Raw genomic sequence first — 23,398 nt, forward strand, 5'->3', positions numbered from 1 at the left:
TTATCGGCCGGCCTCTTCGGTGATGGTGTCCGACATGCCCACGGCCCATAGCATGTACGCGTTCATGATGCGCGGCGACTTGTCGGCCAGGGTCTCCGAGTCGGCGGCGCTGGCCGCCTCGCTTGCGCTGCGCAGGTGCTGCGGTCGGTAGGGCGGCCGCGGGGCGTAGTGCGCGCGCTTCGCCACGAGCAGGGCGGGGAACGTCACGCCGGCGTTGTTGTACATGGTGGCGGCGTTGTTGTACAGGCGCTCGCACGTGGGCAGGAGGCGATCGGCCCCCTGCAGCTGCTCGATCGCCTCGTGGGCGCAGTCGAGCGCGACGACGCGCCGCATGTCAGCTGCGGCGGAGAAGGAGCGCCATGCCCGGGCGAGCGCGCTGTCGGCCTCGGTAGCGGCCTCGGGCCCGTCCGCCTCCCGGCAGGCGGCCAGGGCTTGGCGGATGCCGGCGGTGGGCGCGTCGGCAAGCTCGTCGGCTGCGTCCAGGGCATCGAGCAGGCGCAGGGAGGCATCCAGGCGCACGGCTCTCTGCTCCTGTACGCGGCGCCAGGCGTCGCTGGCCTCCTGGTCGAGCCTTTGCAGGTTGCGGTAGAGCAGGAACATGATGGTGGCGAACCCGGTGGCGAGTACGACGAACGGCACGAGAATCGGCATGATAGACATGATGGCCCCCTTCGGAGTCGGCTAACGCCGCCATTATACGAAGGGGGCCGGGGGAGACCCTACCACTTCTGGTATGGTTCTGGAGTATGAAGTGGCTCCGTGGGGCCCGAGCCGGGACGCTGGCCGGCTCGGTGGTCGCCTAGAGTCCGGCGCGCGTGCGCACCTCGTCGATGCTGCGGCCGCACTTCGACAGGTCGCGGCCTGCCGAGCCTGCGAAGATGGCCAGGACGAACGCCGAGATCCACATCGCGCCGTTCACCACCATGTTTCCCGCCTCGATGAAGCCGGCGTTCTCGAGCATCGGCTTCCCCAGCAAGATGAGCATCATGGCGGCAAGGGCTGCCAGTATCTTTATGAGGTCGAGGCGCCGCCGCGCCTTGAGTCGCTCGATCTCGGCACGCGCCTTCTCGATGCGTCCGTTGCCCTTCTTGCCCATGCGGGCCTCCTTCTCCCTCGAACCGGTCGCACCGTGCGGCCGGGGCCGATGCCTTTTTGCGCGCCTTAGCCTATCGAGCGGTCCACGGCCTCCTCGGCCACGGCCATGGGCACCGCCCCGGCCGATGCGACGACGGGCGTGCCGGCTGTGCCCGGCAAGATGCCGTCGAGCTCGTCCATGAGATGCTGCGCCTTCATGCGGTGCACCTCATGGATGGGCGTGCGGCCGAACTTCGCGTTGTAGATGAGGAACGTTGCCAAGCCGGTGAAGAACAGGCCCGCAACCGCCAGGAAGAACGATCCCAGATGCAGGAGCCCCTCGCCGAACTCGCCCATCGCAAACGACACGCCCACATTGTACATGTTGTAGCCGCCCACGGGGATCATGACGCTGAAGCCCTGCCCGGCGAAGTTGGCGAGCGCGCCCGACACGCCGAGCGGCGCGAGGATGGCTCCGCAGAACCATGCCGTGAGCAGGATCCACACGGGCTTGCACTTCGGCGTGATGCCCTTCACCACCAGGTACACCACCTGGAACAGCGCGCACAGCCCGCCGCCCACCAGGAAGGCCAGCGGGAACACCATCGCGGTCGTGTTCTTCTCCACGGCTACCATCGGCTCCACGCCCATCGTGCCGCAGACGAAGCCGAGCAGGATGCTCAACGCGGCCGCCACGGCATTGAACCAGATAACCAACCACAAACCCTGCCACACCGCCTTGCCTGCGGTGGCGTTCTGCTTCGTCCAGGGCCCTACCATCTTCATGCCCACGGCCATGGCGAAGCCGGAGAACGGCAGCAGCGCGCCGAACGTGCCCCATTCCTCGACCAGCTGGTAGTTGGCGAAGCCTCCCAGTATGCAGCCGATGATGCCCATGCTGATGAGCGTCGATCCGCCGATGAAGAACTGCATGGGCGTGCCGGTGAGCACGTTGGTCCACACGGTGACGAGCGCCTGGGCGACGAGTGCGAGCACACCGCCGATCAGAAAACTGTAAATCACGGTCTTGTAGGCTTTCATCGAAGCAATCCCCCCTGTAGGTTCCGATAACGTGACGTGCGCGAAAGCGCGAGACGCCGCCATTGTACCGGCGCGTGGAGGGAAGGCATCGACCCATGCGTACTAGCCCCCTGTTGATTTTCGTCCACACGAGGGGATGAATCGTGCTGCATGATTGGGGAAAACCTCAGATGGGAATGCTGATAAGGAGGGGGTGGCGAAGACGGTGGAAAGCAGGAGAGCCGGAAACGCGGCACGTTTCCGGCTCCTGTGTTTCAGACCTCTTCCAGTATAAGATGATATCTACTATTAGGCAATACCAGCAGAGATGATTTTTTCACTGACCGAAAATCCCCGTCGTTCCGCGGATTTGCCCCTGCTCTCCCCGTTCCCGCGTTTCAGCGAGAAGGTGACGAGGGGAAGGGGCTGGCAGGCGCTTCGGAAAGAAGCAAATGCCAAGGCAAAGCATTTGCTCGTTGAGCAAAGACGGCTGGCCGATGCCGCTGGCAGACGGGCGAGCGCGTGCGTTTCCGTGCGGTGCGCGGGGGGGGCGAGCGCCGCACGGAAACGCGCACCGTGCGACGGAAGCTGCGCGACGGGAAGGATACGCGCCAAGGCGGGGGAGCTGGGGGCGCGGCGCTACTCGCCGCGGCCGAACAAGGTGCGGGGGATGGCGGTGCGGATGGCGGCGCCCGCCTCGGCGGCCTTCTCGGATGCCCAGAGCAGGCCGGGCCTCACGGCAGCCGTGTAGGCGACCTTCACGAAGGGGCCTACGGCCAGCAGGTTCACGGAGAACGCCAGCAGGTAGGACAGGGGCAGGCTCTCGGCATAGGCGAGCCAGGTGAAACCGGCCGGGCCGTTCGAGATGAGCACGCCGAAGAACGTCATGAACGTCACCATGACCGAAACGTTCACCAGCGTCATGGCGACCGTGCGCTTGAAGCCCGCGAGGCCGGCCGGTACGACGGCGCGAGCCAGGCGGCCGACGAGGGGGTTCGCCACGACCGTGCGCACGAAGAGCGCGGCTACGAACGTGAGCGGGTACTCGTAGAGCACCTCCGAGAACGCGGCCGGCGACCGGTCGGACGCATGGATCAGCCAGTTGAGCGTCACCACGCACGTGACCATGCAGAACACCATGAGCACCTGGAACGCAAGCTTGTCCTTTCCGCCGGCGGGTACGGGGACGGCGCCGCGGAGGGCGCGGGTGTAGGCGTTGTCGGGCAAAGGGCGTACGGCATGCAGAGACATAGGGTCCTTTCGGTCGTGGTGCGTATTCTCTTGTCGTTTCTTTCATGCGTCGTGCAGGGCCGCGGCGGGCGGCGCAGGCATCTGGCGCGAGCGCGGCGGAGAGCATCCCGCCGGCGCAAGACGACCGGCAGCGAGCGCCGGGCGGCGCGGCCGCATCGAAGGTGTCGTCGATGATGAAAAAACGGGCAGCGCATGAAGCGCATACGAATCCGAACTCATCGGATGCATCCAGTATACGGCAACGTCCCTCGCTGCACCGGCACGTAAGTTCATCGCCATTAACTCTTCACCGCATCAGGCGCTCTGCACCGTCCACCGCGCACGACCGGCCGCTCGCGGCGCAGGACGGCGAGAGCGGCCCCTTTCTCGCAGGGCGGGTTGGTCCCGGCCGGGCTGGTATCGAGGAAACCATCGACGCTCGGCCGGCAAGGCCGCTTGAAAGGAGCCTCCCTTGCGGTTCGTCCGCGTTTTCGTCCATCAAGCTAGCCAAGCCGTGATAATAGTGATAATCTAGTATAAGACATAATCTATCATTACCGAGCCAGTCAGCGTGCTCGAGCGACGCACGCGGGAAGGGACGAAGGCCATGGATACCTACTACCACCCGGAAGACCTCGACAAGTTCTCGACGATGGGCGAGGAGGCCCCCGAGCTCTGGGACCTCTACATGGCCTACTACGGCAAGGTGTTCGCCGAGGGCGCGCTCACGGCGCGCGAGAAGGCGCTCATCGCGCTGGCGGTGGCCGGGGCCGTGCAGTGCCCGTACTGCATCGACTCCTACACGCAGTCGTGCCTGGAGAAGGGCGTGACCGAGGAGCAGATGACCGAGGCCTTCCACGTGGCCAACGCCATCCGCGGCGGCGCCGCGCTCGTGCACGGCGTGCAGATGAAGAACGTGGTCAAGCAGCTGGAAATGTAGCCATGCCGGGAACCAGCGAACAGGCCCAGGCCGTCATGGACTCGTTCCCGCCGTTCTACGAGCGGACGGACGAGGCCACGCGCCGCACGCACGAACGGCTCGACGTGCTGCAGGTGAACGTGGGCCGTCTGTGCAACCTGGCGTGCCGGCACTGCCATATGGACGCCGGCCCCGTGCGCACCGAGGTCATGGCGCGCGAGACGCTGCAGCAGTGCTTGGACGTGGCCGCGGGCCGCGGCTTCAAGACGCTCGACGTGACCGGTGGCGCCCCCGAGATGAATCCCGACTTCGAATGGCTCATCCGCGAGGGGGCGGCCCGCGGCCTGGACATCATCGTGCGCTCGAACCTCGTGGTGCTGCTCGACGAGCCCTACCGGCACCTGCCCGAAGTGTTCGCCGAGCTGGGCGTCACCGTGTTCGCCTCGCTGCCCCACTACACGGCGAAGCCGGTGGAGAAGCAGCGCGGCGCGAACACGTTCGACGGCGTCATAGCCATGCTGCAGAAGCTGAACGCGCTCGGCTACGGCGCGTCCGAGGGTGCGGGCGGAAAAGGGCTGGTGCTGAACCTCGTGTTCAACCCGAGCGGCGCGTTCCTGCCCCCCGACCAGGAGGCGCTGGAGCGCGAGTACCGCGCGAAGCTGGCGGAGGACTACGGCATCGTGTTCGACCACGTGTTCGCCATCGCGAACAACCCGCTCGGGCGTTTCGGGAACCTGCTGCACAAGACGGGGAACTTGGAGCGCTACATGGGCAAGCTCGTGGGCGCGTTCAACCCCGATACCGTGCCGGCCATGATGTGCCGCAGCCAGCTCTCCGTGGGCTGGGACGGCGCGCTGTACGACTGCGACTTCAACCAGGCGGCCGGCCTGCCCTGCAGAAACGGCCTGACCATCGCCGACTTGGCGGCCGACCCGACGCTGTCGCTGCAGCGCAACATCGCGTTCGGCAACCACTGCTACGCCTGCTGCGCCGGCGCCGGCAGCAGTTGAGGCGGCTCCACGGCGTAGTTTGCGCCGTAAGGGTTCCGTCGTTCTGCGAACGACGGAACGAGCAGACGCTGCGGCCGGCCGTGGCGCCCGGACTTCGCGCGATGCCGGAGACTCGCGTACCGAAGTACGTCTCGCCTCCGCCATCCCCCTAATTCCGGGCACCACGGCCGGCCTCGCTGACCCACTGCGCCAACCAGCGCGCTTTTCCTAGATCCCGATCGTCAGGCCGTCTGCGGCGGGCTTCACGCGGCCGCCGTACTGTTGCAGGTACTCCTCCAGCTCGACGAGCGTGACGGGCTCGTCGTAGTGCATGGCCAGGTGCGTGAGGTAGAGCGTCCCCGCGTCCAATTCCAGGCCCTCCTCGATGCACTCCTGCACGCTGTGGTGCGCGTCGGGCGACCAGTTCCGCTTCCAGAACGTGGCGTCCATGGCCATGACGTCCACGCCGCGCACGCGCTCGGCCGTCTCGGGCGGGAGCTTCCCGGTGTCCGACGCGTAGAACAGGCGCGTCTCGGGCGTCTCTATGAGGTAGCCGTACGTGCCCGGTGCATGCGTCACGGGCAGCGCCGTGTAGCGCACGCCGTCGAGCTCCAGCTCGTCGAAGGGGGCGAGCTCGCGCATGTCCAGGCAGTACGTCATGTAGTGGAACTCGATGCCCGCCCCCTCGAGGGCCGCGGCGCTGCCATAGGTGGGCAGCGTGGCCTTGCGCACGAGCTGCACCAGGTACTCCAGCTCGCCGAGGCCCCCCAGGTGGTCGAAGTGCGCGTGCGTGTACAAGAGCTCGTCCACGCGGCGCACGTCCTCGCGCAGCAGCTGGTGGCGCAGGTCGGGGGGCGTGTCGATGAGCACGTTCCTGCCGGGCGAGCCGTCGGCGTTCGTGCCGCGCACCAGGGCGCCGCAGTCGCCGCGCCGCGCGCGCGGGTCGCGGCGCGCCTCGTTGCAGGCGGGGCAGTCGCAGAAGAAGGCCGGCACGCCGCATCCGGCGGCCGTCCCCATGAACGTGAACGTGTGCTTTCCGTGCTCCATCGCGGTCTCCTCGGTGGTCGATGCCGTGTCTTTTCTCCCATGATAGCGCTTTTCGCAGGAGCGGGTTGCGAAACTCCCGACCGAAGAAGTCATCGTCTTTCGGCCCGATCGTGCTACTATAGGCACCATTCGATCCGAGGCGGGGCGTCCGAGAGGGGCCCGCATCCTCGGTAGGCGGTTTCCGACGGGGGGAAGAGGCTGTCATGCGGCAAGGCTTACCGGCAGATCATCGACATGTCCGGGGCGCTCGCGTACCGGATGGGGCGGAGTCGGCTTCGTGAACGTCGACCAGAGGCCCGATCTCGGCCTGCAACAGCACCTGCACCTCACCACCGAGCTCAAGCAGGGCATCGCCATCCTGCGCATGTCGGCGCAGGAGCTCTCCGAGTACGCGCGGAAGTGCGTGGAGGAGAACCCGTTCTTCGACGATGACGACTGGGTCGAGCCGCGCCACCCCCTCGCGCCCGAGCGGTACTCCCAGGACGTGAGCGCCGATGCGCTCTTCGAGAAGCGCGGCCACGGCAGCCCGGAGACGTTCGATGCCGAGCGCAGCGACCTGTCCCAGCGCTCGTTCTCGTTCGACCGCTTCCTGGCCGAGGGCGACACGCTCGACGAGCACCTGCTGGAGCAGCTGCGCCTGCAGGCCGACGGCCCGCGCGCGAAGGCCATCGGGGAGTATCTCATCGGCAACATCGACGGCAACGGCTACCTGCGCATCGCCGTGGACCAGGCGGCGGCCTCCCTCGGCGTTCCCGAGCAGGAGGTGTCCCAGGTCCTCGCGCTCGTCCAGCAGTTCGAGCCCACGGGCGTGGGCGCGCGCAACCTGGCCGAGTGCCTGCTGCTGCAGCTGCGGAAGAGCGGCAAGCTCACCCCGCTGCTCGAGCGGCTCATCAAGAGCCATCTCGTTGAGTTCGAGACGCGCACCCCCGCCGCCATCGCACGCGACATGGGCATCTCGCTCGCGCAGCTGGGCGAGGCGCTCGACGTCATCCGCTCGTGCAACCCGCGTCCTGCGAGCCAGTTCGGCCGCCCGTCGCGCCCTATCTGGCCCGAGGTGGTGGTCACGTCGTGCGACGATGGGACGTACGAGGTCAGCCTCCAGGATTTCTATCTGCCGCACCTGAAGATCAACCCCACGTACCGGGCCATGGCGTCGCACGTGAAGGAGCACGAGACCGAGACGTACCTGAGCGAAAAGCTCAAGGAGGCCGAGAGCCTCATCGACGGCATCAATTTCCGCCATGCCACGCTCTACAAGGTGGCATGCTGCATGGTGCAGATGCAGGTGGAGTTCTTCGAGAAGGGCTACGACTGCCTGCGCCCCCTCACCATGGCCCAGGTGGCCGAGGCCACGGGCGTGTCCGAGTCGACGGTAAGCCGCATTTCGAACGGCAACTACATGCAGACGCCGCGCGGAGTGTTCGAGCTGCGGTTCTTCTTCCATTCTTCGGCCTACCAGGGTGCCGACCGCGTGGTGTCGTCCGTCAGCGTGAAACACCGCATAGGCGAGCTCGTGGATCGCGAGGACCCGTCGAACCCGTTAAGCGACCAGGCCATCTCCGAGGCGCTTGAGCGCGAGGGCGTGTCCGTGTCCCGTCGCACGGTGAACAAGTACCGCGAGGAGCTGGGCATCCCGGCCCGAGCCGCACGCCGCCGCAGCTAGCCGCAGCGAAAGGGGCGCCCCCGCAAGCCAAGCCCCGCCACAGATCCGGTTCGGGGCGAGACAGGGGGACGGGGTCAATGTCTCATTTTTGATCCAAAATGAGACATTGACCCCGTCCCCCTGTCTCCTGGCGTCCGCCAAAAGGACGCGGCAGAAGGGGCGGGACGAGATCGCAGGCTATGGCATGTTTTCGACGGCGAACCTTGTGGGCGGCTTTTCGCCATCGGGGGTTTCTCGGATTCATGCCGGCAGAAATTCGTTCAAGCATGCCATAGCCTCCGATTTCGTCCATGACTCTATCAGTCATGTTAAAAGGCCGTGTGCGAATGCCGCAAACCTGGTGCAATCAAGAAGAACATGGTTGCGTTAATCGGCGTTTCCCTAGGTGCGCCTCGTCTTATTTCTAAACAAATTCTCATGCGTTCTCATATTGTGACGCCTGTTCCGTGCAACTTTCTGCGGCCTTTGCGCACGCGCAGCCTCGTGACCTGCCGGTATTTCCCGCAAGAAAGTGGCACGGTTCTTGCATCGATGATTACGAGGCGTCTTTGGTTTGGGCTGAAAAGGGATCGGCCAAGTGAACGGGTGTGCAGCTTATCGGGGGGAAAGGTCGACGAGCTGTCATCCCTGCATCCGTTCGAATCCAAACGCGTTTCCGAGACCGGTTTCGTAAGTAAACGGGGACTGTCGGAATAAGGAGGAGTTGGATTGACTAAAAAGCAAAAGACTGCGGCGGCATGGACCGTCGTCATCATCGCCTTTTTCGGAGGCTTTGCTCTTGCCAACGTCCAAAACAAGGTACCGCCCTGCATTGACGTCGTGATGATGTACTTCAACATCGGCGAGACGGATGCCGGCTGGCTGACGTCGGTGTTCACCATCATGGGCATGATCACGGCCATCCCGGCTGCGGCGCTCATGCGCAAGATGGGCCCGAAGAAGATCGGCGTGATCTCGCTCGCCTGCGCCGCCGTGGGCGGCGTCATCGGCGCGTTCGCAACCGATCTGTGGGTGCTCATGGCCACCCGCGTGCTCGAGGGCGTGGGCGTGGGCATGATCGCGGTTGTCGGACCTGCGGTCATATCCATGTGGTTCCCCGCCGAGAAGCGCGGTCTTCCCATGGGTCTCTGGGGCTCGTGGATGATGTGCTCCCAGACGCTTCTGTTCTTCATCGCCGGCGGCCTGACCGTGTCGTTCGGATGGCAGGGCGTATGGTGGTTCTGCGTGGCGTTCTGCGTGGTCGTGCTCGTCCTGTACATGTGGAAGGTCGACGCGCCTCCCGAGGGCACGCCGAACTACGCCGAGGGCGAGGACGAGGAGGAGTTCAAGTTCGGCGACGGCTTCAAGTCTTCGGGCACGTGGATCCTTACCATCGCCGGCACCATCTTCACGTTCTGCTGCTTCGGCTTCGCCACGTACATCTCGCTCTACTGGGCGCAGACGTTCTTCGGCGGCGACATGAACCAGTCCAACTGGTGGGTTTCCATCATGTACGCCATCGAGATCCCGGTGGTCATCTTCATCGGCTGGCTGCTGAACCACATCAAGCTCAAGAACCGCCGCTACGTTGGTGTTCTGGGCTTCTTGCTGTACACGTTCATCCTGTTCTTCTGCTTCCGGATGGAGGAGCCCGGCCTGCTGCTGCCCTTCATCCTCATCTATCCGTTCCTCGAGGGCGCCATTCCGACCGTGTACTGGACGCTGTGCCCCTCGACCGCCAAGAGCCCGGAGTATTCGGGCACGGCTATCGGCATCCTCAACGTGGGCCTGAACATCGGCACGCTGCTCGGCCCTCCGGTGACCGGCTTCTTCATCGAGAATTACGGATGGGGAGTTGCCACGATCCCGCTGGCAGTCGCCTCGGTGCTGGGTGCGATTGCGTTCTTCTTCGTGAAGACGCATGACCACGACTCCGACAAGGCCACGGCTCGCGCTGCGGAAATCGATAGCGACCTGACCCAAGCGGCTGTGTAGGCAAGACCGAGCAGCCGTGTAACTGAAGGAGAGTAGTTTAATGAAGACGAAACGAGCCTGGATCGTCGCGTTCGCGACCATCTTCGCCGGCATCTCGCTGGCGCTCGTGCAGAACAAAGTGGCACCCTGCATGACCACCCTCATGGGTGCGTTCAATATCGATATGGCGACAGCCGGTTGGCTGAGCTCCCTGTTCTCGCTGGTGGGTATCGTCATGGCCATCCCGGCCTCCATCGTGCTGAACAAGCTCGGACCGAAGAAGGGCGGCATCGTGGCCTTGGCATGCGCCATATTGGGCTCGCTCATCGGTGTGTTCACCGACAGCGTTCCCGTGCTCATGGCGAGCCGTATCGTGGAGGGCGTGGGCGTGGGCCTGATGTCGGTCATCGGACCGTCGCTCATCGCCATGTGGTTCCCCGAGGCGAAGCGCGGCCTGCCCATGAGCATCTGGGCCGCGTACCAGATGGGCGCCCAGGCTGTCATGTTCTTCTTGGGCGCCGTGCTCACCACCAGCTTCGGCTGGCAGGGCGTATGGTGGTTCGGGCTCGTTGCGTGCGTCGTCGCGTTCGTGCTCTACGTCCTCTGCGTGAAGAGCCCTCGTCCCGAGGACAGCTACGCGGATGTGGAGAGCGAGGACGTGTCCATCGTCGAGGGCATGAAGTCGCCTTCGGCCTGGGTGCTCTCGCTGGCGACGATGCTGTTCTGCATCGGCTGCTTCGGCTTTGTCAACTGGATCGCCACGTGCTGGGCCCAAACGTTCTCTTGGGACGAGGGCCAGGCCAACATGTGGGTGGGGTACTTCTCCATCTTCGGCGTGATCGCCGCCGTGGTCATCGGCGCGCTGCTGAACCATGTCAAGAACCGCAAGCTGTTCGGCGTGGCGGCGCTCGTCGCCTACGGCGTGGCTTCGCTGGTGGGCATGTTCATGGACAACCCGTCGTTCCTCATCGGGTTCGTGATCGTCTACGGCTTCGTGGACGCGGGCTTCCCGTGCGTGCTGTGGACGATGGCCGCCCAGACGGTGAAGAAGCCCGAGCTTGCGGGCGTGGCGCTGGGCGTGGTGTCCATCGGCTTCAACGTGGGCATCCTTTTAGGGCCGCCGATCATCGGCGCCGTGGTGGAGGCCGCCGGCTGGCATGCCGGCGCCATCGCCATCTGCGGAGCCTGCGTCCTGGGCGCCGTGGCGCTGCTGTTCACGAAGCTCTACAGCGCGGACGACGTTCCGGTCCAGGAGGTGCCGGAGGCCGAGCCCACAGCCGCCTAGAGGCTGGCCCGGACGCCCTCGGGCGTCCGGGCCCTTCCCGGAAAGGGAGGGCGCCGGCGATCCCGGCGCCGCGTGAAACGATGCGGACGCTTCCGACGAGGCGTCCGCATTTGTTTTTCCCAGGGGGACGGGGCGTCGGCCCATGGTGCTTCCCCCACCCGATTCCCGGCATTGCGTCCGCCTGGGTTTGCGACGCCACCGTCCGGAGAACTTCCGCCGCCGGTTGGGATGCGCGGTCGCCGGACGCCGTGATTCTCAAAAGTAACCCGAATGGCGGGCGAATCTCAATATGCGAGCGTCCTTCGCCGTCCGACACCCGCATTCGAGGAGCAAATTGAGAAACCGGTTGGCGCGCCGGCGCGTCCATGGACGGCGAATTATTTCGCTCAAAATTTTTTTACGCTTATGAACTGGGTATATATCAATTTACCCACCGGGTTTCAACGGATTGGCACGGACCATGCAACTACTTATTACGTAAGGCGCGAGCGGCAAGAGGGTTAGGCCGACCGCCCTTCGATCTACGTTGTAAGGCCATGCGAGAGCATGGCGTAGGTTTGTCGGAGAGGAGGACATGCAAATGGCAGAGGAGAAGAAGAGGCTGGATCTGGACAAGGAGTTCCAGGAGAAGCGCATCAAGGAGCACCTGGCCGACCCGAACAAGAACAAGGAAGCCTGGCAGCAGAAGGCGCAGGATGCTTCGGGTCGCGATTGGACGAAGCCTCGTCGTCCGACGTTGAAAGACGGGGAAGTCTAAGTACTGCCCGAAAGAGGAGAATCGGAGAGAGAGGGATAGCAAGTATGCTTACCAACGAACTCGAAGGCGTCAACAAAGACGTCTACAAAACAGATTGGCAGTGGCAGGAAGGCGAGTACACGGTCACGCGTACGAACATGTGGACCGCCCCCGGCTGCCACAACGGCTGCTCTGTTCTGTACTACACCAAGGACGGCAAGGTCGAGAAGATCGAAGGCGACCCGCTGAGCCCCTACAACCAGGGCCGTCTTTGCATGCGCTGCCTGGACGTCGTCGAGACGTTCTATCATCCTGACCGCCTGAAGTACCCCCTGAAGCGCGTCGGCGAGCGCGGCGAGAACAAGTGGGAGCGCATCACGTGGGACGAGGCGTACGACGACATCGCCGAGCACGTGCGCGCCATCTGGGAAGAGTACGGCCCCGAGTCCATCGTGTCCATGCAGGGCACCGGCCGTAACATCTGCTGGCAGACCCCGTACCTGAGCTACGCCGCCTTCGGCAGCCCGAACTTCGTGCTCGGCTTCCTGTCCGGCGACGCCTGCTACCTGCCCCGTACGACCATCGGCCACTGCTTCATGGGCGACTTCTTCGTGGCCGACTGCTCGCAGCACCTCGAGAAGCGCTTCGCCGATCCGGAGTACGTGTTCCCGGACTACATGCTCATCTGCGGCAACAACGCTCTGATCTCCAACGGCGACGGCTTCTTCGGCCACTGGATCGTCGACGTCATGAAGGAAGGCGGCACGAAGCTCATCGTGCTCGACCCCTCCTGCACGTGGCTGGCCTCCAAGGCCGAGCACTGGCTGCAGGTGCGCCCCGGCACCGACGCCGCGGTCGTCATCTCCATGCTGGGCGTCATCATCGAAGAGGATCTCTACGATCACGACTTCGTTGAGAACTGGTGCTACGGCTTCGACGAGCTGGCCGAGCGCTGCAAGGACTACCCGCCCGAGAAGGCCGCCGAGATCGCCGGCATCGACGCCGACGACATCCGCGCCGCCGCCCGTGCGTACGCTTCCGGCAACCCCTCCACGATCCAGTGGGGCCTCAAGGTCGACCAGACCGTCTGCGGCATCCCGCTGGCCCAGGCTCTGCTCTCCCTGGGTGCCATCTGCGGTGACATCGACGTGCCCGGCGGCATGATGATCCCGCGCTGCGCCTACGACATTCCCGACTCCTATGGCTGCGGCATGTGGAACCTCTCCGACGAGATGCTCGGCAAGATGCTCGGCGTGGACACCTCCCCGCTGCACGCCCTCGGCTTCGACCCGACGGCCAACGGCGACACGGTCCTCCTGGCCATCGAGACCGGCGAGCCGTACCCGATCCGCATGCTGTTCATCCAGTCCACGAACCCGATCGCCAACATGGCCGCCGACGCCCCGCGCGTGTACAACGCCATGCGCTCGGTGGACTACAACGTCGTGGTCGACGTGTTCATGACCCCGACGGCGGTTGCCTGCGCCGACATCGTGCTGCCCTGCGGCATGAGCTGCGAGCGTAACTCCGCCCGCGTGTGGTGGTGGCCGCTGCGCTCCATCGTCAAGGTCGCCGACTACTACGAGGCCAAGTCCGACGAGCAGATCATCCTCGAGCTGGGCAAGCGCCTCAATCCCCGGCTGTTCCCGTGGGAGACGGACGTCGAGCTCATGACGTGGTGGATCCAGTCCGGCAACCGCTTCCATGCCGGTTGGCCGCACAAGACCGACCAGACGTTCCTCGACCTCACCGAGAAGGTCATCGACTGGCCGGACGACTGGGCGTACCGCAAGCACGAGCTCGGTTGGCTGCGCGACGACGGCCAGCCCGGCTTCAACACGAACACGGGCAAGTGCGAGCTGTACAACACCCTGTTCGACGCATGGGGCTTCGATCCGCTGCCGTACTACGAGGAGCCGCCTGAGTCCCCGATCTCCACGCCGGAGCTGTTCGAGGAGTATCCGTACGTCCTCACGACCGGTGCCCGCACGTGGGAGTACTTCCACTCGGAGGAGCGCCAGGTTCCGCGTCTGCGCGAGTCGCATCCCGATCCGCTGACCGATCTGCATCCCGACACCGCCGCGAAGATCGGCGTGTGCGAGGGCGACTGGATCTGGGTCGAGAACATGCGCGGCAAGTGCAAGCAGCGCGTGCGCATCAACGCGTCCCTCAAGCCCGACACCGTGCGCTCCGAGCACGGCTGGTGGTTCCCCGAGACCGACGGCGCCGAGCCCAACCTGTTCGGCGTGTTCGACTCGAACATCAACAACCTGACGGTTCAGGGTGTGACGGGCCCGACGCTCTACGGCGCCCCGTACGCGAACCAAATCTGCAAGATCTACCCGGTCACGAAGGAGAACGACTGCTCGCCCAGCGAGATCGTGACCCGCAAGGGAGGTTTCTAAGATGGCTGAGAAGTATGGACTTCTGATCGACTACACGTGGTGCACCGGCTGCCACTCCTGCGAGATGGCCTGCAAGGTGGAGCACGGCTGGCAGGCTGGCGAGGCGAACGGCATCCAGCTGTTCGAGGACGGCCCGCGCCTGATGCCCGACGGCAAGTACGAGTACAACTACCTGCCCGTCATGACGTCGCTCTGCGACCTGTGCGCCGACCGTACGGCCATGGGCAAGCTCCCGACCTGCGTGCATCACTGCCAGTCGGCTTGCATGAAGTACGGCACGGTGGACGAGCTGGCCGAGAAGGCCAAGGAAATGCCCCGTACCTGGATCTACGTACCTGAGCAGTAAAGCCTCGTCTTCTCTGCTGGTGCCCCGGCTAAACGCCGGGGCACCAGCCCAGAGAGGGCGTCACGTAAGGAGAAAACTATGTGTTACAGACCGGCCAATACCGTTACCATTGTGAAGTGCCTCGAGTGCGGCGCGTTCAACAAGCCCACGAACGAGACCTGCCAGAAGTGCGGCGCGGACCTGAACGAGTCCCGCAAGGCCGCTGACGAGGCCGCGGCCCCTTCTCCGGGCGCTCCCAAGGAGATCTCCCTCAAGCCTCAGGGCCTCGACGGTGCCCCCAAGGCCCCGGGCGCTCCTGCAGCCCCAAAAGCGCCGGGTGCCCCGAAGCCGCCGGCGAACTAACCATGCCATGTCCGGCGGCATACAGCGCGTGTTTTAGGATGAGGCGAAGCGCCCATGCCTAACTGTAGAACATGCAGCCCCTGGTGTCGTCGTTGCCATAAGAAGGCGGATTACAAGTTTCCCGTCGAGTGCCCCGAGTGCGGGTGGTACAACCCCTACGAGCGGGACACGTGCAAGAAGTGCGGTGCGCCGGTCGCCCATGACGAGGAGAAGGCGGTCACGCACCTGAACGCCGAGGTGAAGAAGGCCTGCTTCTTCTGCTCGCCGTTCGAGCGGCCGCTGTGCAACGAGTGCGTGGAGACGGGGCGTACGAAGATATGCCCGGAGTGCGGCAGCTACGTGTTGGGGACACGGACTGCCTGCAAGAAGTGCGGGCATGTTTTCTAGGGCGTGCTGCGGGGCGACAGCCCGCGCGGTTGCCTTGAGCGCAGCCTGAGAGCGAGGGGGGCGAGGGCATGGCGGCTGCAAACCGTGCCTGTTATTGATCGGGCTGGAGAAGGTGCTTAACGCTCATCTCCAGCCCGATTGGTTTTTCCGAGCCTGCGCTCCGGCTCGGGGCAGGGCCGCGGTTCGGCGCAGGAGGGCTACTGGCTCTCCTTGAGCTTGCGGTACAGCGTGGCCTTGCTGATATCGAGGATGGCGGCCGCGGCGGCGATGTTGCCGTCGGCCTGCATGATGGCCTCGTTGATGGCGATGCCCTCGAGCTCTTTGAGGGAGAGGGTGGGCAGCGTCCCGCTCGTCGCGGCAGGGGCCTCGGCCCCGGGGGCGGCGGCCTGCTCGTCCGGCACCTTGATAGCTGAAGACGATTCGTTTTGCGAAGGGGCTGCGGCATCGTCCGCCGGTGCGGCCGCCCCGGCTTCCTCGCTGCTGCGCAGGTCGCTGGCCTGGGCGATGTAGCTGGGGAAGTCGTCGATGTAGATAACGCCGTTCTCGCAGGTGTAGTAGGCGGAGTAGATGGCATGCTTCAGCTGGCGCACGTTTCCCGGCCAGGCGTAGGTGCTCACGAACTGCGACGCCTCGTTGGAAAGCGACACCTTGCCGTTGCCCGTCTTCGTGTGGCACTCGTTGAGGAAGTAGCGTGCGAAGTAGAGCGCGTCCCCCACGCGGTCGCGCAGCGGGGGCAGGTCGACGGTGAGCACGGAGATGCGGTAGAGCAGGTCCTCGCGGAACTGGTGCTGGCTCACCAGCTTCGGCAGGTTCTGGTTCGTGGCGGCCACCAGGCGGAAGTCGATCTGCTTGTACGACTTGCCGCCCACGCGGATGATGCGCTTGTTCTCCAGCACGCGCAGAAGCGTGGCCTGCAGTTCCAACGGCATGTCGCCGATCTCGTCGAGGAAGAGCGTCCCGCCGTCGGCCAGCTCGATCTTGCCGGGCTTGCCACCGCGCTCGGCGCCCGTGAAGCTGCCGCTCTCGTAGCCGAAGAGCTCGCTTTCGATGAGGCGGGGCGGGATGGCGGCGCAGTTGATGGACATGAAAGGTCCTTCGGGGCACGCCTGGTTGTGGATGGCCTGGGCGAACAGCTCCTTGCCGGTGCCGCTCTCGCCCGCCAGAAGGATGTTCTCGCGCGATCGGGCGAAGCGGGAGGCGAGCTTCTTCGCCTTTGCTATCTGGTAGCTCCTGCCCAGGATGTCCTTGAACGTGATGTCGGCCGCATCTCCCAGCTTGCCTCGCGAGGCGCCGAGCGTGGCGCGCTTGGCCTCCTTGAGCGCGATGATGTAGCCCTCGAAGTCGTGGTCGCCGCCGTAGATGCGCGAGATCTTGGCCTCGAGGGGCATGCCGTCCACGTCGAAGGTCGAGTGGCCGCCCTGCTCGATGACCTCCTCGAACGTACGGCTGTCGTTGATGAGGGCGTTCACGTTCGTGCCGAGCAGCTCCTCGGGGGACGTCTTGAAGATGCGGGCGGCTTCCGGGGTGGCCAGCGAGATGGTGTCCTCGGCATCGCAGATGAGGATACCGTCCTTCACGGTGTTCATGAGGTTCTGCGAGATGGTCTCGTAGCGCTGGGCCTCCAGCGACGCCTTGCTGTAGCGCGACTCGGTCTCGGCAAGCTGGGCGTCGTAGCCGCTGATGCGCAGCTGGTCGCTCAGGGTGATGGCGAGCGATGACACGAGGCTCATGGCATGGATGAGGATCTTCTTGTTCGCCGTGGACAGCAGCTCGTCGGACGTGGGCTGCGTGAGCGCAAGGGCGCCCACACTGGCACCGAACTGGTCGATGATGGGCGCCGCGCAGGCGATGAGGCCGTGCAGCGCGAAGCAGTAGTGCTCGGGGCCGATGAGCACGAACGGCTTCTTGTGGCGCATGCACAGCGTGTGCGCGTTCGTGCCCATGTTGCTCTCGTTGCACTGGTAGTTCGGGCCCGCGAAGCGGTGCAGCCACAGGTTGCCGATCTGCACGAGGGGCGTGCCGTTCACGTCGAGCAGCTCGAACATGTAGTCGTTCTGCAGGTTCAGCGACTCGATGTTCCTGATGAGCGACTTCGCGGCAGCCACGATCTCGGCGTTCTCCGCGAGCGTTTCCTCGTATGCCTGCTCGGTGATGTACTCGCCGAGGTCGGGCTGGTCGGGACTCAAGCCGAAATTGCGCGAGTTGATCCACGACTCCGCGATCTCGGGCCGCACGCAACCTGCCTGGCGGGGGTCGCCCCCGTTGTTGAGGAAGTCGAGCTTCGCATCGAAGATGCGATCCCAAAACGAATCGTCTTCGTGCATGGACTTGATGAGCTGAAGATCGCTGGCGTAGTCAAGTTCCTTGGTGCCTGCAACGTCGTCCATGGCGCCCCCCTTGCGCTTACGGGTTAAGTGCATAACGACATTATAGGATTAAAAGGTGAAGCAAGTTACGCAAGAAGATCATTTTGAGAAAAGCTCTGGAAACCGGGGCATCTCCTCGCATGCCGCACCCGAGGGCTTCAACGGCCGGAAGCCGTGGGGGCTCGATGCGAAGGGAGCCGACATGGGGGACGATCCGTGGGCGTTCGACCACGGCATTCGGCGCTCGCCTGCCGAGGGGCGGGATTTCGAGGGTGCCGCCGTGCGCCGCTCGCCGGCCGAGGAGCTGGTCTCGAAAGGATACTTCCTGCCCTACGCCAAGCGCACGTGCGGTGGCGAGGAGCTGCGCTGCGGCGAGTACCGCTACCGCCTGCGCGAGGACGGCACGGCGCGCCTCGTGTCCTACGGGGGCTCGGCGGAGCAGGTGGACATCCCGGCCGAGGTGGACGGCGCCCGCGTGGCCTCGCTGGCCACGAACCTGTTCCGCGGCCACGCCGAGCTGCGGCGCGTCTCGATGCCCGACACGGTGGAGTTCGCGGGCAACCACGTGTTCGACGGCTGCGTCAACCTGCGCAGCGTGCGGCTGTCGGCGGCGCTGGACCAGGTCGACCCCACCATGTTCCTGCAGTGCGGGGCGCTCGCGGAGGTGGAGCTCCCCATGCCCCTGGTGCGGCTGGAGGGAAACTCGTTCTCGGACGCGCCGGTGGCCCACGTGGCGTTCGGGCCGCTCGTCGAGGCGCTCGACGCGAAGCCCCTCGGGCTGCCGCACCTGGAGCGCGTGACCGTCGATCCCGCCAACGAGGCCTTCTCCACCGACGGCCGGGCGCTGCTGTCGAGGGACGGGCGGCACCTGTACCGCCTGGTGGTTCCCTGCCGCTCCTACGAGGTGCCCGCCGGGTGCACGGACGTGGACGAGCGGGCGTTCGACTCGCTGGACGACCTCCAGGAGGTGGCGCTGCCGGAGGGCGTTCGTCGTTTGGGCCGCATGGCGTTCGCGAAGACGGGGCTTTCCGCGGTGCGCCTGCCCGCCTCGGTGGAGGCGGTGGGCGAGAAGGCCTTTTACCATTGCGCGCGGCTCGTGCAGGCGCACCTGCCGGCCGGGTGCCGGGAGATCGGCGCGGAGGCGTTCGCGTTCACCGCCCTTGCGCGCGCGGAGCTGCCGGCGGGGCTCGAGCAGCTGGGCTTCCGCGCGTTCGACCACACGCCCGCGCAGGCGCGCATCGGCGAGGGGGCCCTGGGCGTGTCGCCGGCCAACCGCTGCCTCGACCTGGACGCCGAGGGCGGCCTGTACCGCCATGACGTGTTCCTGGAGCTGATAGGGCAGGTGGAGTCCTATCGGGTGCGTCCCGGCACCCATGCGGTGGCCGACGAGGCGTTCAAACGCCATGCGCACGTGCGCGCCGTGGAGCTGCCCGAGGGCGTGTTCTCGGTGGGGTGCGAGGCGTTCCGGGGGAACCGGCAGCTCGTGCGCGTCGATTTGCCCGAGAGCCTCGAGCGCATCGGCGAGCGCGCGTTTTTGGACACGTCGCTCTCCACGCTGCGCCTCTCGGAGAACGTGCGGTCCATCGGCGAGGACGCGCTGCTCGTGCAGGGCGACAACCAGCTCATGCCGCGCCGGCCCCTCCAGTCGATCTCGCTCGATGCGACCAACCCCGTGTTCTACCTGGAGAACGGGCTTCTGTGCCAGCGCGACGGCAGCAAGATGGGCGGCGACACGTGCCTTCTGTACGTGGGGCCCGACGACGTGGTGCGCATACCCCGCCAGGTGACGCACGTTGCGAGCCTGGCCTTCTGCGGCGCTTCCGGCGTGGCCGAGCTGCACCTGCACGGGCACCTGCACAGCATCTGCAACGGGGCGTTCTCCACGGCTCGCTCCATCCCGCTCGTCCACGTGGAGTTCCCCGAGCCCGTCGACGGTTACGAGGCGGGCGAGTTCCGGGTGCCCGGGCTCTCCTCGCGCTACCGTTCGCCGTCGTATTTGTTCGGCGCTGGGCCGGGGGGAACCGCCTTCGACTTCGAGTACTACGACTCGTGGGTGACGCACGCAGCGACCATGCGGGAGTTCGCGCCGGCGGCCCTGTACCGCCTGCAGCATCCTATGTGCCTGTCGGACCATACGCGCGGGCTGTACGAGAACATCTTCCAGCGCAAGGCGCGGCAGGCGTGCCGCTACTTCGCCGACCAGGGCGACTTGGACGCGCTCGCGTGGCTGGCGGGGCGGGGGCTTTTGGACGACGGGGCCATAGAAGCGGAACTGGGCACTGCGACGCGCGAGGGGAGGACGCAAGCCACCGCCTGCCTGCTCGAGCTGCAGCATCGTCTGATGCCGGCCGCGGGCGTGGACTTCAGCTTGTAAACGCCTATGAAAGACTTGACGCCCATAGCAGAGGGGGACGTGGTCCTCAAAGAACGGGAGCGCCTGGGGGGCCAGGCCGCCGCGGCGCCCAAGGTGGGCCTGACCACCGAGGCGCGCCAGGCCGAGAAGCGCGAGCGCTACGAGCGGTGCCTGCCCGTGGCGGGCGACATATTGGAGGACGCCCGCACGTCGTTGGCCGTGCGGTTCCGCTTCCTCGACCGGGCGCTGTGGCGCATGCCGCTCGTGCCGAGCTTCGACGTGTACGGCATAGCGAGCGACGGCGTCAAGCTGTACTACGACCCCGAGTACGTGGTGGCCCGCTTCAAGCTCTCTCCGAACGAGGTGGTGCGCGACGTCATCCACTGCCTGTTCCACTGCATATTCCGCCATCCGTTCATGCTGTACTCGGTGCTGCGCCAGCCGTGGGACGTGGCCTGCGACATCGCCATCGAGGCGCTGCTGCTGGAGCTGGTGGGCGAGGCTTTCCCCAGCAACTTCGACCGGCGTGCCCGCGAATCGCTCAAGGTCATCCGCGCGCAGGTGGGCGGCGTGGTGACGGCCGAGCGGCTCTACCACTTCTTCTCGGAGGAGGGAAGCCAGATCGACCTGCGCTCGCTGGCGCCGATGTTCTTCCGCGACACGCACGGGCTGTGGTACAACGACGGGGCCGAAGGCTCGGCCCGCGGCTCGATGAGCGCGGCGCGGCAGCAGTCGGAGGACCGCGAGGGCGGCGAGCTGCCCACGTCGGAGGGGAGCGAGTCGCTCGACGACACGCGCGGCGCCTCCGAGATGCCCTCGCCGGGCGGGGGCGACGACGACCGGGACCGGGAGCCGGCCGAGGACGGCGAGCGCGACGAGCCGGCCGACGAGGGCGGCCCCGACGACGACGCCTCGGGCGCGGCCGACGAGGAGCGCGCGCGGGAGGAGGAGCTCGCCGAGGCGTGGGAAGACGTGAGCCGGCACATCCAGATAGAGCTGGAGGCGCATATGCTGAGCCAGGGCGAGGGCGCGGGCAGCTTCGCCACGGCGCTTGCGGCCGTGAACCGCGAGAAGCACGACTACGCGGAGTTCCTCAAGCGCTTCGCCACGCTGCACGAGCGCATGCGCGTGAACCCCGACGAGTTCGACTACATCTACTATACCTACGGGCTGGACCGGTACGGCAACATGCCGCTCATCGAGCCGCTGGAGTACCGGGAGGCGCGGGCGGTGCACGACTTCGCCATCGCCATCGACACGTCCGAGTCGGTGTCGGGCGATCTGGTGCAGGCGTTCATGCGCAAGACGTACAACATACTGAAACAGGCCGAGAGCTTCACCGATCGCGTGAACATCCACGTCATCCAGTGCGATGCGCGCGTGCAGGAGGACACGAAGATCACCTCGCTCGACGAGCTCGACCTGTACCTGGAGGACATGGAGCTCAAGGGCTTCGGCGGCACGGACTTCCGCCCGGTGTTCGACTACGTGAACCTGCTGGTGGAAAAGGGGGAGTTCGCCGACTTGCGCGGGCTCGTGTACTTCACGGACGGGCAGGGCACGTTCCCGCGCCGGCAGCCGGCCTACGACGCCGTGTTCGTGTTCCTGGACGATGGCTATTCCGACCCGGCGGTGCCCCCCTGGGCGCTCAAGGTCATTCTGGACGAGAGGGGATTGACGTGACGGACGAGGCGCGCGCGACGCGCGGCGACAGGCGGCAACAGGCGGACCCAAGGAGTGCAACATGAACATTGCGGAAGCAAAGCAGCAGGTGAAAGATACGATCGAGGCGTACCTCGCGGTGGACGACCAGGGGCGGCCCCTTCTGGACACCGCGCGCCAGCGCCCCGTGTTCTTGGTGGGTGCGCCCGGCATCGGCAAGACGGCCATCATGGCGCAGATCGCGCAGGAGCTGGGCATCGGCCTGGTGTCCTACTCCATGACGCACCACACGCGCCAGAGCGCGCTCGGGCTGCCGTTCATCGTGCACGAGGAATTCGAGGGCCTGGAGTACGAGGCTTCCGAGTACACCATGAGCGAGATCATCGCCTCGGTGTACGCCTACATGAAGAAGAGCGGGGTGAGGCGCGGCATCCTGTTCCTCGACGAGATCAACTGCGTGTCCGAGACGCTCTACCCCTCCATGCTGCAGTTTCTACAGTTCAAGACGTTCGGACGCCATGCGGTGCCCGAGGGGTGGATCATCGCCTGCGCCGGCAACCCGCCGGAGTACAACAAGTCGGTGCACGAGTTCGACGTGGTCACGCTCGACCGTGTGAAGAAGATCAGCGTGGAGCCCGACTTCGGGGCGTGGAAGGCCTACGCCGTGTCCAAGGGCACGCACCCGGCCATCCTCACGTTCCTGGAGATCAAGAAGAACCGCTTCTACTCCATCGAGGCGTCGCTCGACGGCAAGTCGTTCGTCACCGCGCGCGGCTGGGACGACCTGTCGGACATGATGGGCGTGTTCGAGCGGCTGGGCAAGGCGGTGGACTACGACCTGGTCGTGCAGTACGTGCAGAACGAGGCGATAGCGCGCGAGTTCGCGGCGTACTACGACCTGTTCAACAAATACCGCGACGACTACCGCATCGACGAGATCCTTGCCGGGGGCGACGTTGCCGGTATAATCGAGCGGGCGGCCGGGGCGGAGTTCGACGAGCGCCTGTCGCTCGTGGGGCTCCTGCTGGATGCCGTGTGCGGCGACATGGCCGACATCGTGGCCGAGACCGACGTGCTCGTGGCGCTGCGCGACGACCTGCGGGGCCTGAAGCCCGCCGCGGAGGAGGGGGGCGACGTGCGCGGCCTTCTGGACGAGCTGGAGCGGACCCGGACCTCGCAGCTGGAGCTGGGCGTGGCGGCGGGCAACCTGTCGAAGGGCCGCCGCGCGACGGCGGAGGCCGAGCTGGACGGGATCGCGGCGTTGCGGCAGGCGGTCGACGGCGCCGCGCCCCAGGACGCCTTCGCGCTCGCGTCGCAGGCATTCGCCGCCCGGGCGGCGGCGCTGCAGGCGCGCGCAGCCGACGTGGAGCAGCGGCTCGCCCGCGCGTTCGCCTTCGTGGAGGCGGCGTTCGGGGATGCGCAGGAGATGGTGGTGTTCACGACCGAGCTCACGTCGCGCACCAGCTCGGCGCGCTACATCGCCCAGTACGGCAGCGAGTCCTACTTCGCGCACAACCAGGACATGATCCTGTCGGACCGCCAGCGCGAACTGCGCCGGCGCGTGGAAGACCTCGACGTGTAGATGCAAGCCAAGGAAAGCAAGCAACCTAAGGAGAAGAGA

Annotated in this window: 19 protein-coding genes; 13 read left to right on the forward strand and 6 right to left on the reverse strand. The window is 65.7% G+C overall.

The genetic code is table 11. The features are described 5' to 3' along the window. The 4 genes from BN3560_RS10350 to BN3560_RS10365 form a co-directional block, all read right to left on the reverse strand. Window positions 1-660, reverse strand: coding sequence for a LemA family protein (locus BN3560_RS10350; RefSeq protein WP_096227980.1), 660 nt, complete (start codon window positions 658-660; stop codon window positions 1-3). A 139-nt stretch (window positions 661-799) separates the two neighbouring features. Next, entirely contained in the window at window positions 800-1,096 is a 297-nt protein-coding gene (locus BN3560_RS10355) for a hypothetical protein (RefSeq protein ID WP_096227981.1), read from the reverse strand. A 65-nt stretch (window positions 1,097-1,161) separates the two neighbouring features. Then, window positions 1,162-2,115, reverse strand: coding sequence for a SpoVA/SpoVAEb family sporulation membrane protein (locus BN3560_RS10360; protein ID WP_161959461.1), 954 nt, complete (start codon window positions 2,113-2,115; stop codon window positions 1,162-1,164). A 618-nt stretch (window positions 2,116-2,733) separates the two neighbouring features. Next, window positions 2,734-3,345 (reverse strand): hypothetical protein, encoded by a 612-nt coding sequence (locus tag BN3560_RS10365; RefSeq protein ID WP_096227983.1) that lies wholly within the window; start codon window positions 3,343-3,345, stop codon window positions 2,734-2,736. 586 nt (window positions 3,346-3,931) lie between these two features. On the opposite strand from BN3560_RS10365, the gene BN3560_RS10370 reads away from it, so the two are divergent. Both BN3560_RS10370 and arsS read left to right on the forward strand, forming a co-directional pair. Continuing rightward, window positions 3,932-4,264, forward strand: a complete 333-nt coding sequence (locus BN3560_RS10370) for an arsenosugar biosynthesis-associated peroxidase-like protein (protein ID WP_087191899.1) — start codon at window positions 3,932-3,934, stop codon at window positions 4,262-4,264. 2 nt (window positions 4,265-4,266) lie between these two features. Continuing rightward, complete coding sequence (gene arsS, locus BN3560_RS10375) at window positions 4,267-5,253, forward strand: arsenosugar biosynthesis radical SAM (seleno)protein ArsS (RefSeq protein WP_096227984.1); 987 nt, start codon at window positions 4,267-4,269, stop codon at window positions 5,251-5,253. 207 nt (window positions 5,254-5,460) lie between these two features. Here the strand turns inward: arsS and BN3560_RS10380 are convergent, their stop codons facing one another. Next, a complete protein-coding gene (locus BN3560_RS10380; protein WP_157780573.1) occupies window positions 5,461-6,279 on the reverse strand; it encodes an MBL fold metallo-hydrolase in 819 nt (272 codons plus the stop codon). Window positions 6,280-6,556: 277 nt separating this feature from the next. Between BN3560_RS10380 and rpoN the strand changes: the two genes are divergently transcribed. The 8 genes from rpoN (at window position 6,557) to BN3560_RS10415 (ending at window position 15,396) form a co-directional block, all read left to right on the forward strand. Next, window positions 6,557-7,942: an RNA polymerase factor sigma-54 gene (gene rpoN, locus BN3560_RS10385; protein WP_157780574.1), complete on the forward strand. Its 1,386-nt coding sequence runs from the start codon at window positions 6,557-6,559 to the stop codon at window positions 7,940-7,942. Between the two features lie 708 nt (window positions 7,943-8,650). Beyond that, window positions 8,651-9,916, forward strand: a complete 1,266-nt coding sequence (locus tag BN3560_RS10390) for an MFS transporter (RefSeq protein WP_096227987.1) — start codon at window positions 8,651-8,653, stop codon at window positions 9,914-9,916. A 40-nt stretch (window positions 9,917-9,956) separates the two neighbouring features. After that, window positions 9,957-11,180, forward strand: a complete 1,224-nt coding sequence (locus BN3560_RS10395) for an MFS transporter (RefSeq protein WP_087191904.1) — start codon at window positions 9,957-9,959, stop codon at window positions 11,178-11,180. Between the two features lie 580 nt (window positions 11,181-11,760). Further along, window positions 11,761-11,937, forward strand: a complete 177-nt coding sequence (locus BN3560_RS14405) for a hypothetical protein (protein WP_154270581.1) — start codon at window positions 11,761-11,763, stop codon at window positions 11,935-11,937. 44 nt (window positions 11,938-11,981) lie between these two features. Then, a complete protein-coding gene (locus BN3560_RS10400; RefSeq protein WP_096227988.1) occupies window positions 11,982-14,321 on the forward strand; it encodes a molybdopterin-dependent oxidoreductase in 2,340 nt (779 codons plus the stop codon). 1 nt (window position 14,322) lies between these two features. Beyond that, window positions 14,323-14,667, forward strand: a complete 345-nt coding sequence (locus BN3560_RS10405; protein ID WP_096227989.1) for a 4Fe-4S dicluster domain-containing protein — start codon at window positions 14,323-14,325, stop codon at window positions 14,665-14,667. A gap of 78 nt (window positions 14,668-14,745) precedes the next feature. Next, window positions 14,746-15,009 carry a hypothetical protein gene (locus tag BN3560_RS10410; protein ID WP_087191907.1) on the forward strand — a complete coding sequence of 88 codons (264 nt, stop codon included), beginning with the start codon at window positions 14,746-14,748 and terminating at the stop codon, window positions 15,007-15,009. A 54-nt stretch (window positions 15,010-15,063) separates the two neighbouring features. Next, the gene (locus BN3560_RS10415; protein ID WP_087191908.1) at window positions 15,064-15,396 is read left to right on the forward strand and encodes a hypothetical protein; all 333 of its coding nucleotides are present in this window, start codon (window positions 15,064-15,066) and stop codon (window positions 15,394-15,396) included. Between the two features lie 197 nt (window positions 15,397-15,593). Here the strand turns inward: BN3560_RS10415 and BN3560_RS10420 are convergent, their stop codons facing one another. Continuing rightward, window positions 15,594-17,783 (reverse strand): sigma-54-dependent Fis family transcriptional regulator, encoded by a 2,190-nt coding sequence (locus tag BN3560_RS10420; protein ID WP_161959460.1) that lies wholly within the window; start codon window positions 17,781-17,783, stop codon window positions 15,594-15,596. Window positions 17,784-17,964: 181 nt separating this feature from the next. Between BN3560_RS10420 and BN3560_RS10425 the strand changes: the two genes are divergently transcribed. From BN3560_RS10425 to BN3560_RS10435, 3 genes are all read left to right on the forward strand, one after another. Then, complete coding sequence (locus BN3560_RS10425) at window positions 17,965-20,136, forward strand: leucine-rich repeat domain-containing protein (protein ID WP_096227991.1); 2,172 nt, start codon at window positions 17,965-17,967, stop codon at window positions 20,134-20,136. 39 nt (window positions 20,137-20,175) lie between these two features. Further along, window positions 20,176-21,798: a vWA domain-containing protein gene (locus tag BN3560_RS10430; RefSeq protein WP_161959459.1), complete on the forward strand. Its 1,623-nt coding sequence runs from the start codon at window positions 20,176-20,178 to the stop codon at window positions 21,796-21,798. Window positions 21,799-21,859: 61 nt separating this feature from the next. Next, the gene (locus BN3560_RS10435; RefSeq protein ID WP_087191912.1) at window positions 21,860-23,359 is read left to right on the forward strand and encodes an ATP-binding protein; all 1,500 of its coding nucleotides are present in this window, start codon (window positions 21,860-21,862) and stop codon (window positions 23,357-23,359) included. Window positions 23,360-23,398: the final 39 nt, after the last annotated feature.

It is taken from the genome of Gordonibacter urolithinfaciens (assembly GCF_900199375.1).
Taxonomy (GTDB): domain Bacteria; phylum Actinomycetota; class Coriobacteriia; order Coriobacteriales; family Eggerthellaceae; genus Gordonibacter; species Gordonibacter urolithinfaciens.

Bases quoted from the DNA above. Each gene is read 5' to 3' on its own strand.
- BN3560_RS10350 (WP_096227980.1), bottom strand. From the start codon at position 660: ATGTCTATCATGCCGATTCTCGTGCCGTTCGTCGTACTCGCCACCGGG.
- BN3560_RS10355 (WP_096227981.1), bottom strand. From the start codon at position 1,096: ATGGGCAAGAAGGGCAACGGACGCATCGAGAAGGCGCGTGCCGAGATC.
- BN3560_RS10360 (WP_161959461.1), bottom strand. From the start codon at position 2,115: ATGAAAGCCTACAAGACCGTGATTTACAGTTTTCTGATCGGCGGTGTG.
- BN3560_RS10365 (WP_096227983.1), bottom strand. From the start codon at position 3,345: ATGTCTCTGCATGCCGTACGCCCTTTGCCCGACAACGCCTACACCCGC.
- BN3560_RS10370 (WP_087191899.1), top strand. From the start codon at position 3,932: ATGGATACCTACTACCACCCGGAAGACCTCGACAAGTTCTCGACGATG.
- arsS (WP_096227984.1), top strand. From the start codon at position 4,267: ATGCCGGGAACCAGCGAACAGGCCCAGGCCGTCATGGACTCGTTCCCG.
- BN3560_RS10380 (WP_157780573.1), bottom strand. From the start codon at position 6,279: ATGGAGCACGGAAAGCACACGTTCACGTTCATGGGGACGGCCGCCGGA.
- BN3560_RS10395 (WP_087191904.1), top strand. From the start codon at position 9,957: ATGAAGACGAAACGAGCCTGGATCGTCGCGTTCGCGACCATCTTCGCC.
- BN3560_RS14405 (WP_154270581.1), top strand. From the start codon at position 11,761: ATGGCAGAGGAGAAGAAGAGGCTGGATCTGGACAAGGAGTTCCAGGAG.
- BN3560_RS10400 (WP_096227988.1), top strand. From the start codon at position 11,982: ATGCTTACCAACGAACTCGAAGGCGTCAACAAAGACGTCTACAAAACA.
- BN3560_RS10405 (WP_096227989.1), top strand. From the start codon at position 14,323: ATGGCTGAGAAGTATGGACTTCTGATCGACTACACGTGGTGCACCGGC.
- BN3560_RS10410 (WP_087191907.1), top strand. From the start codon at position 14,746: ATGTGTTACAGACCGGCCAATACCGTTACCATTGTGAAGTGCCTCGAG.
- BN3560_RS10415 (WP_087191908.1), top strand. From the start codon at position 15,064: ATGCCTAACTGTAGAACATGCAGCCCCTGGTGTCGTCGTTGCCATAAG.
- BN3560_RS10420 (WP_161959460.1), bottom strand. From the start codon at position 17,783: ATGGACGACGTTGCAGGCACCAAGGAACTTGACTACGCCAGCGATCTT.
- BN3560_RS10425 (WP_096227991.1), top strand. From the start codon at position 17,965: ATGGGGGACGATCCGTGGGCGTTCGACCACGGCATTCGGCGCTCGCCT.
- BN3560_RS10435 (WP_087191912.1), top strand. From the start codon at position 21,860: ATGAACATTGCGGAAGCAAAGCAGCAGGTGAAAGATACGATCGAGGCG.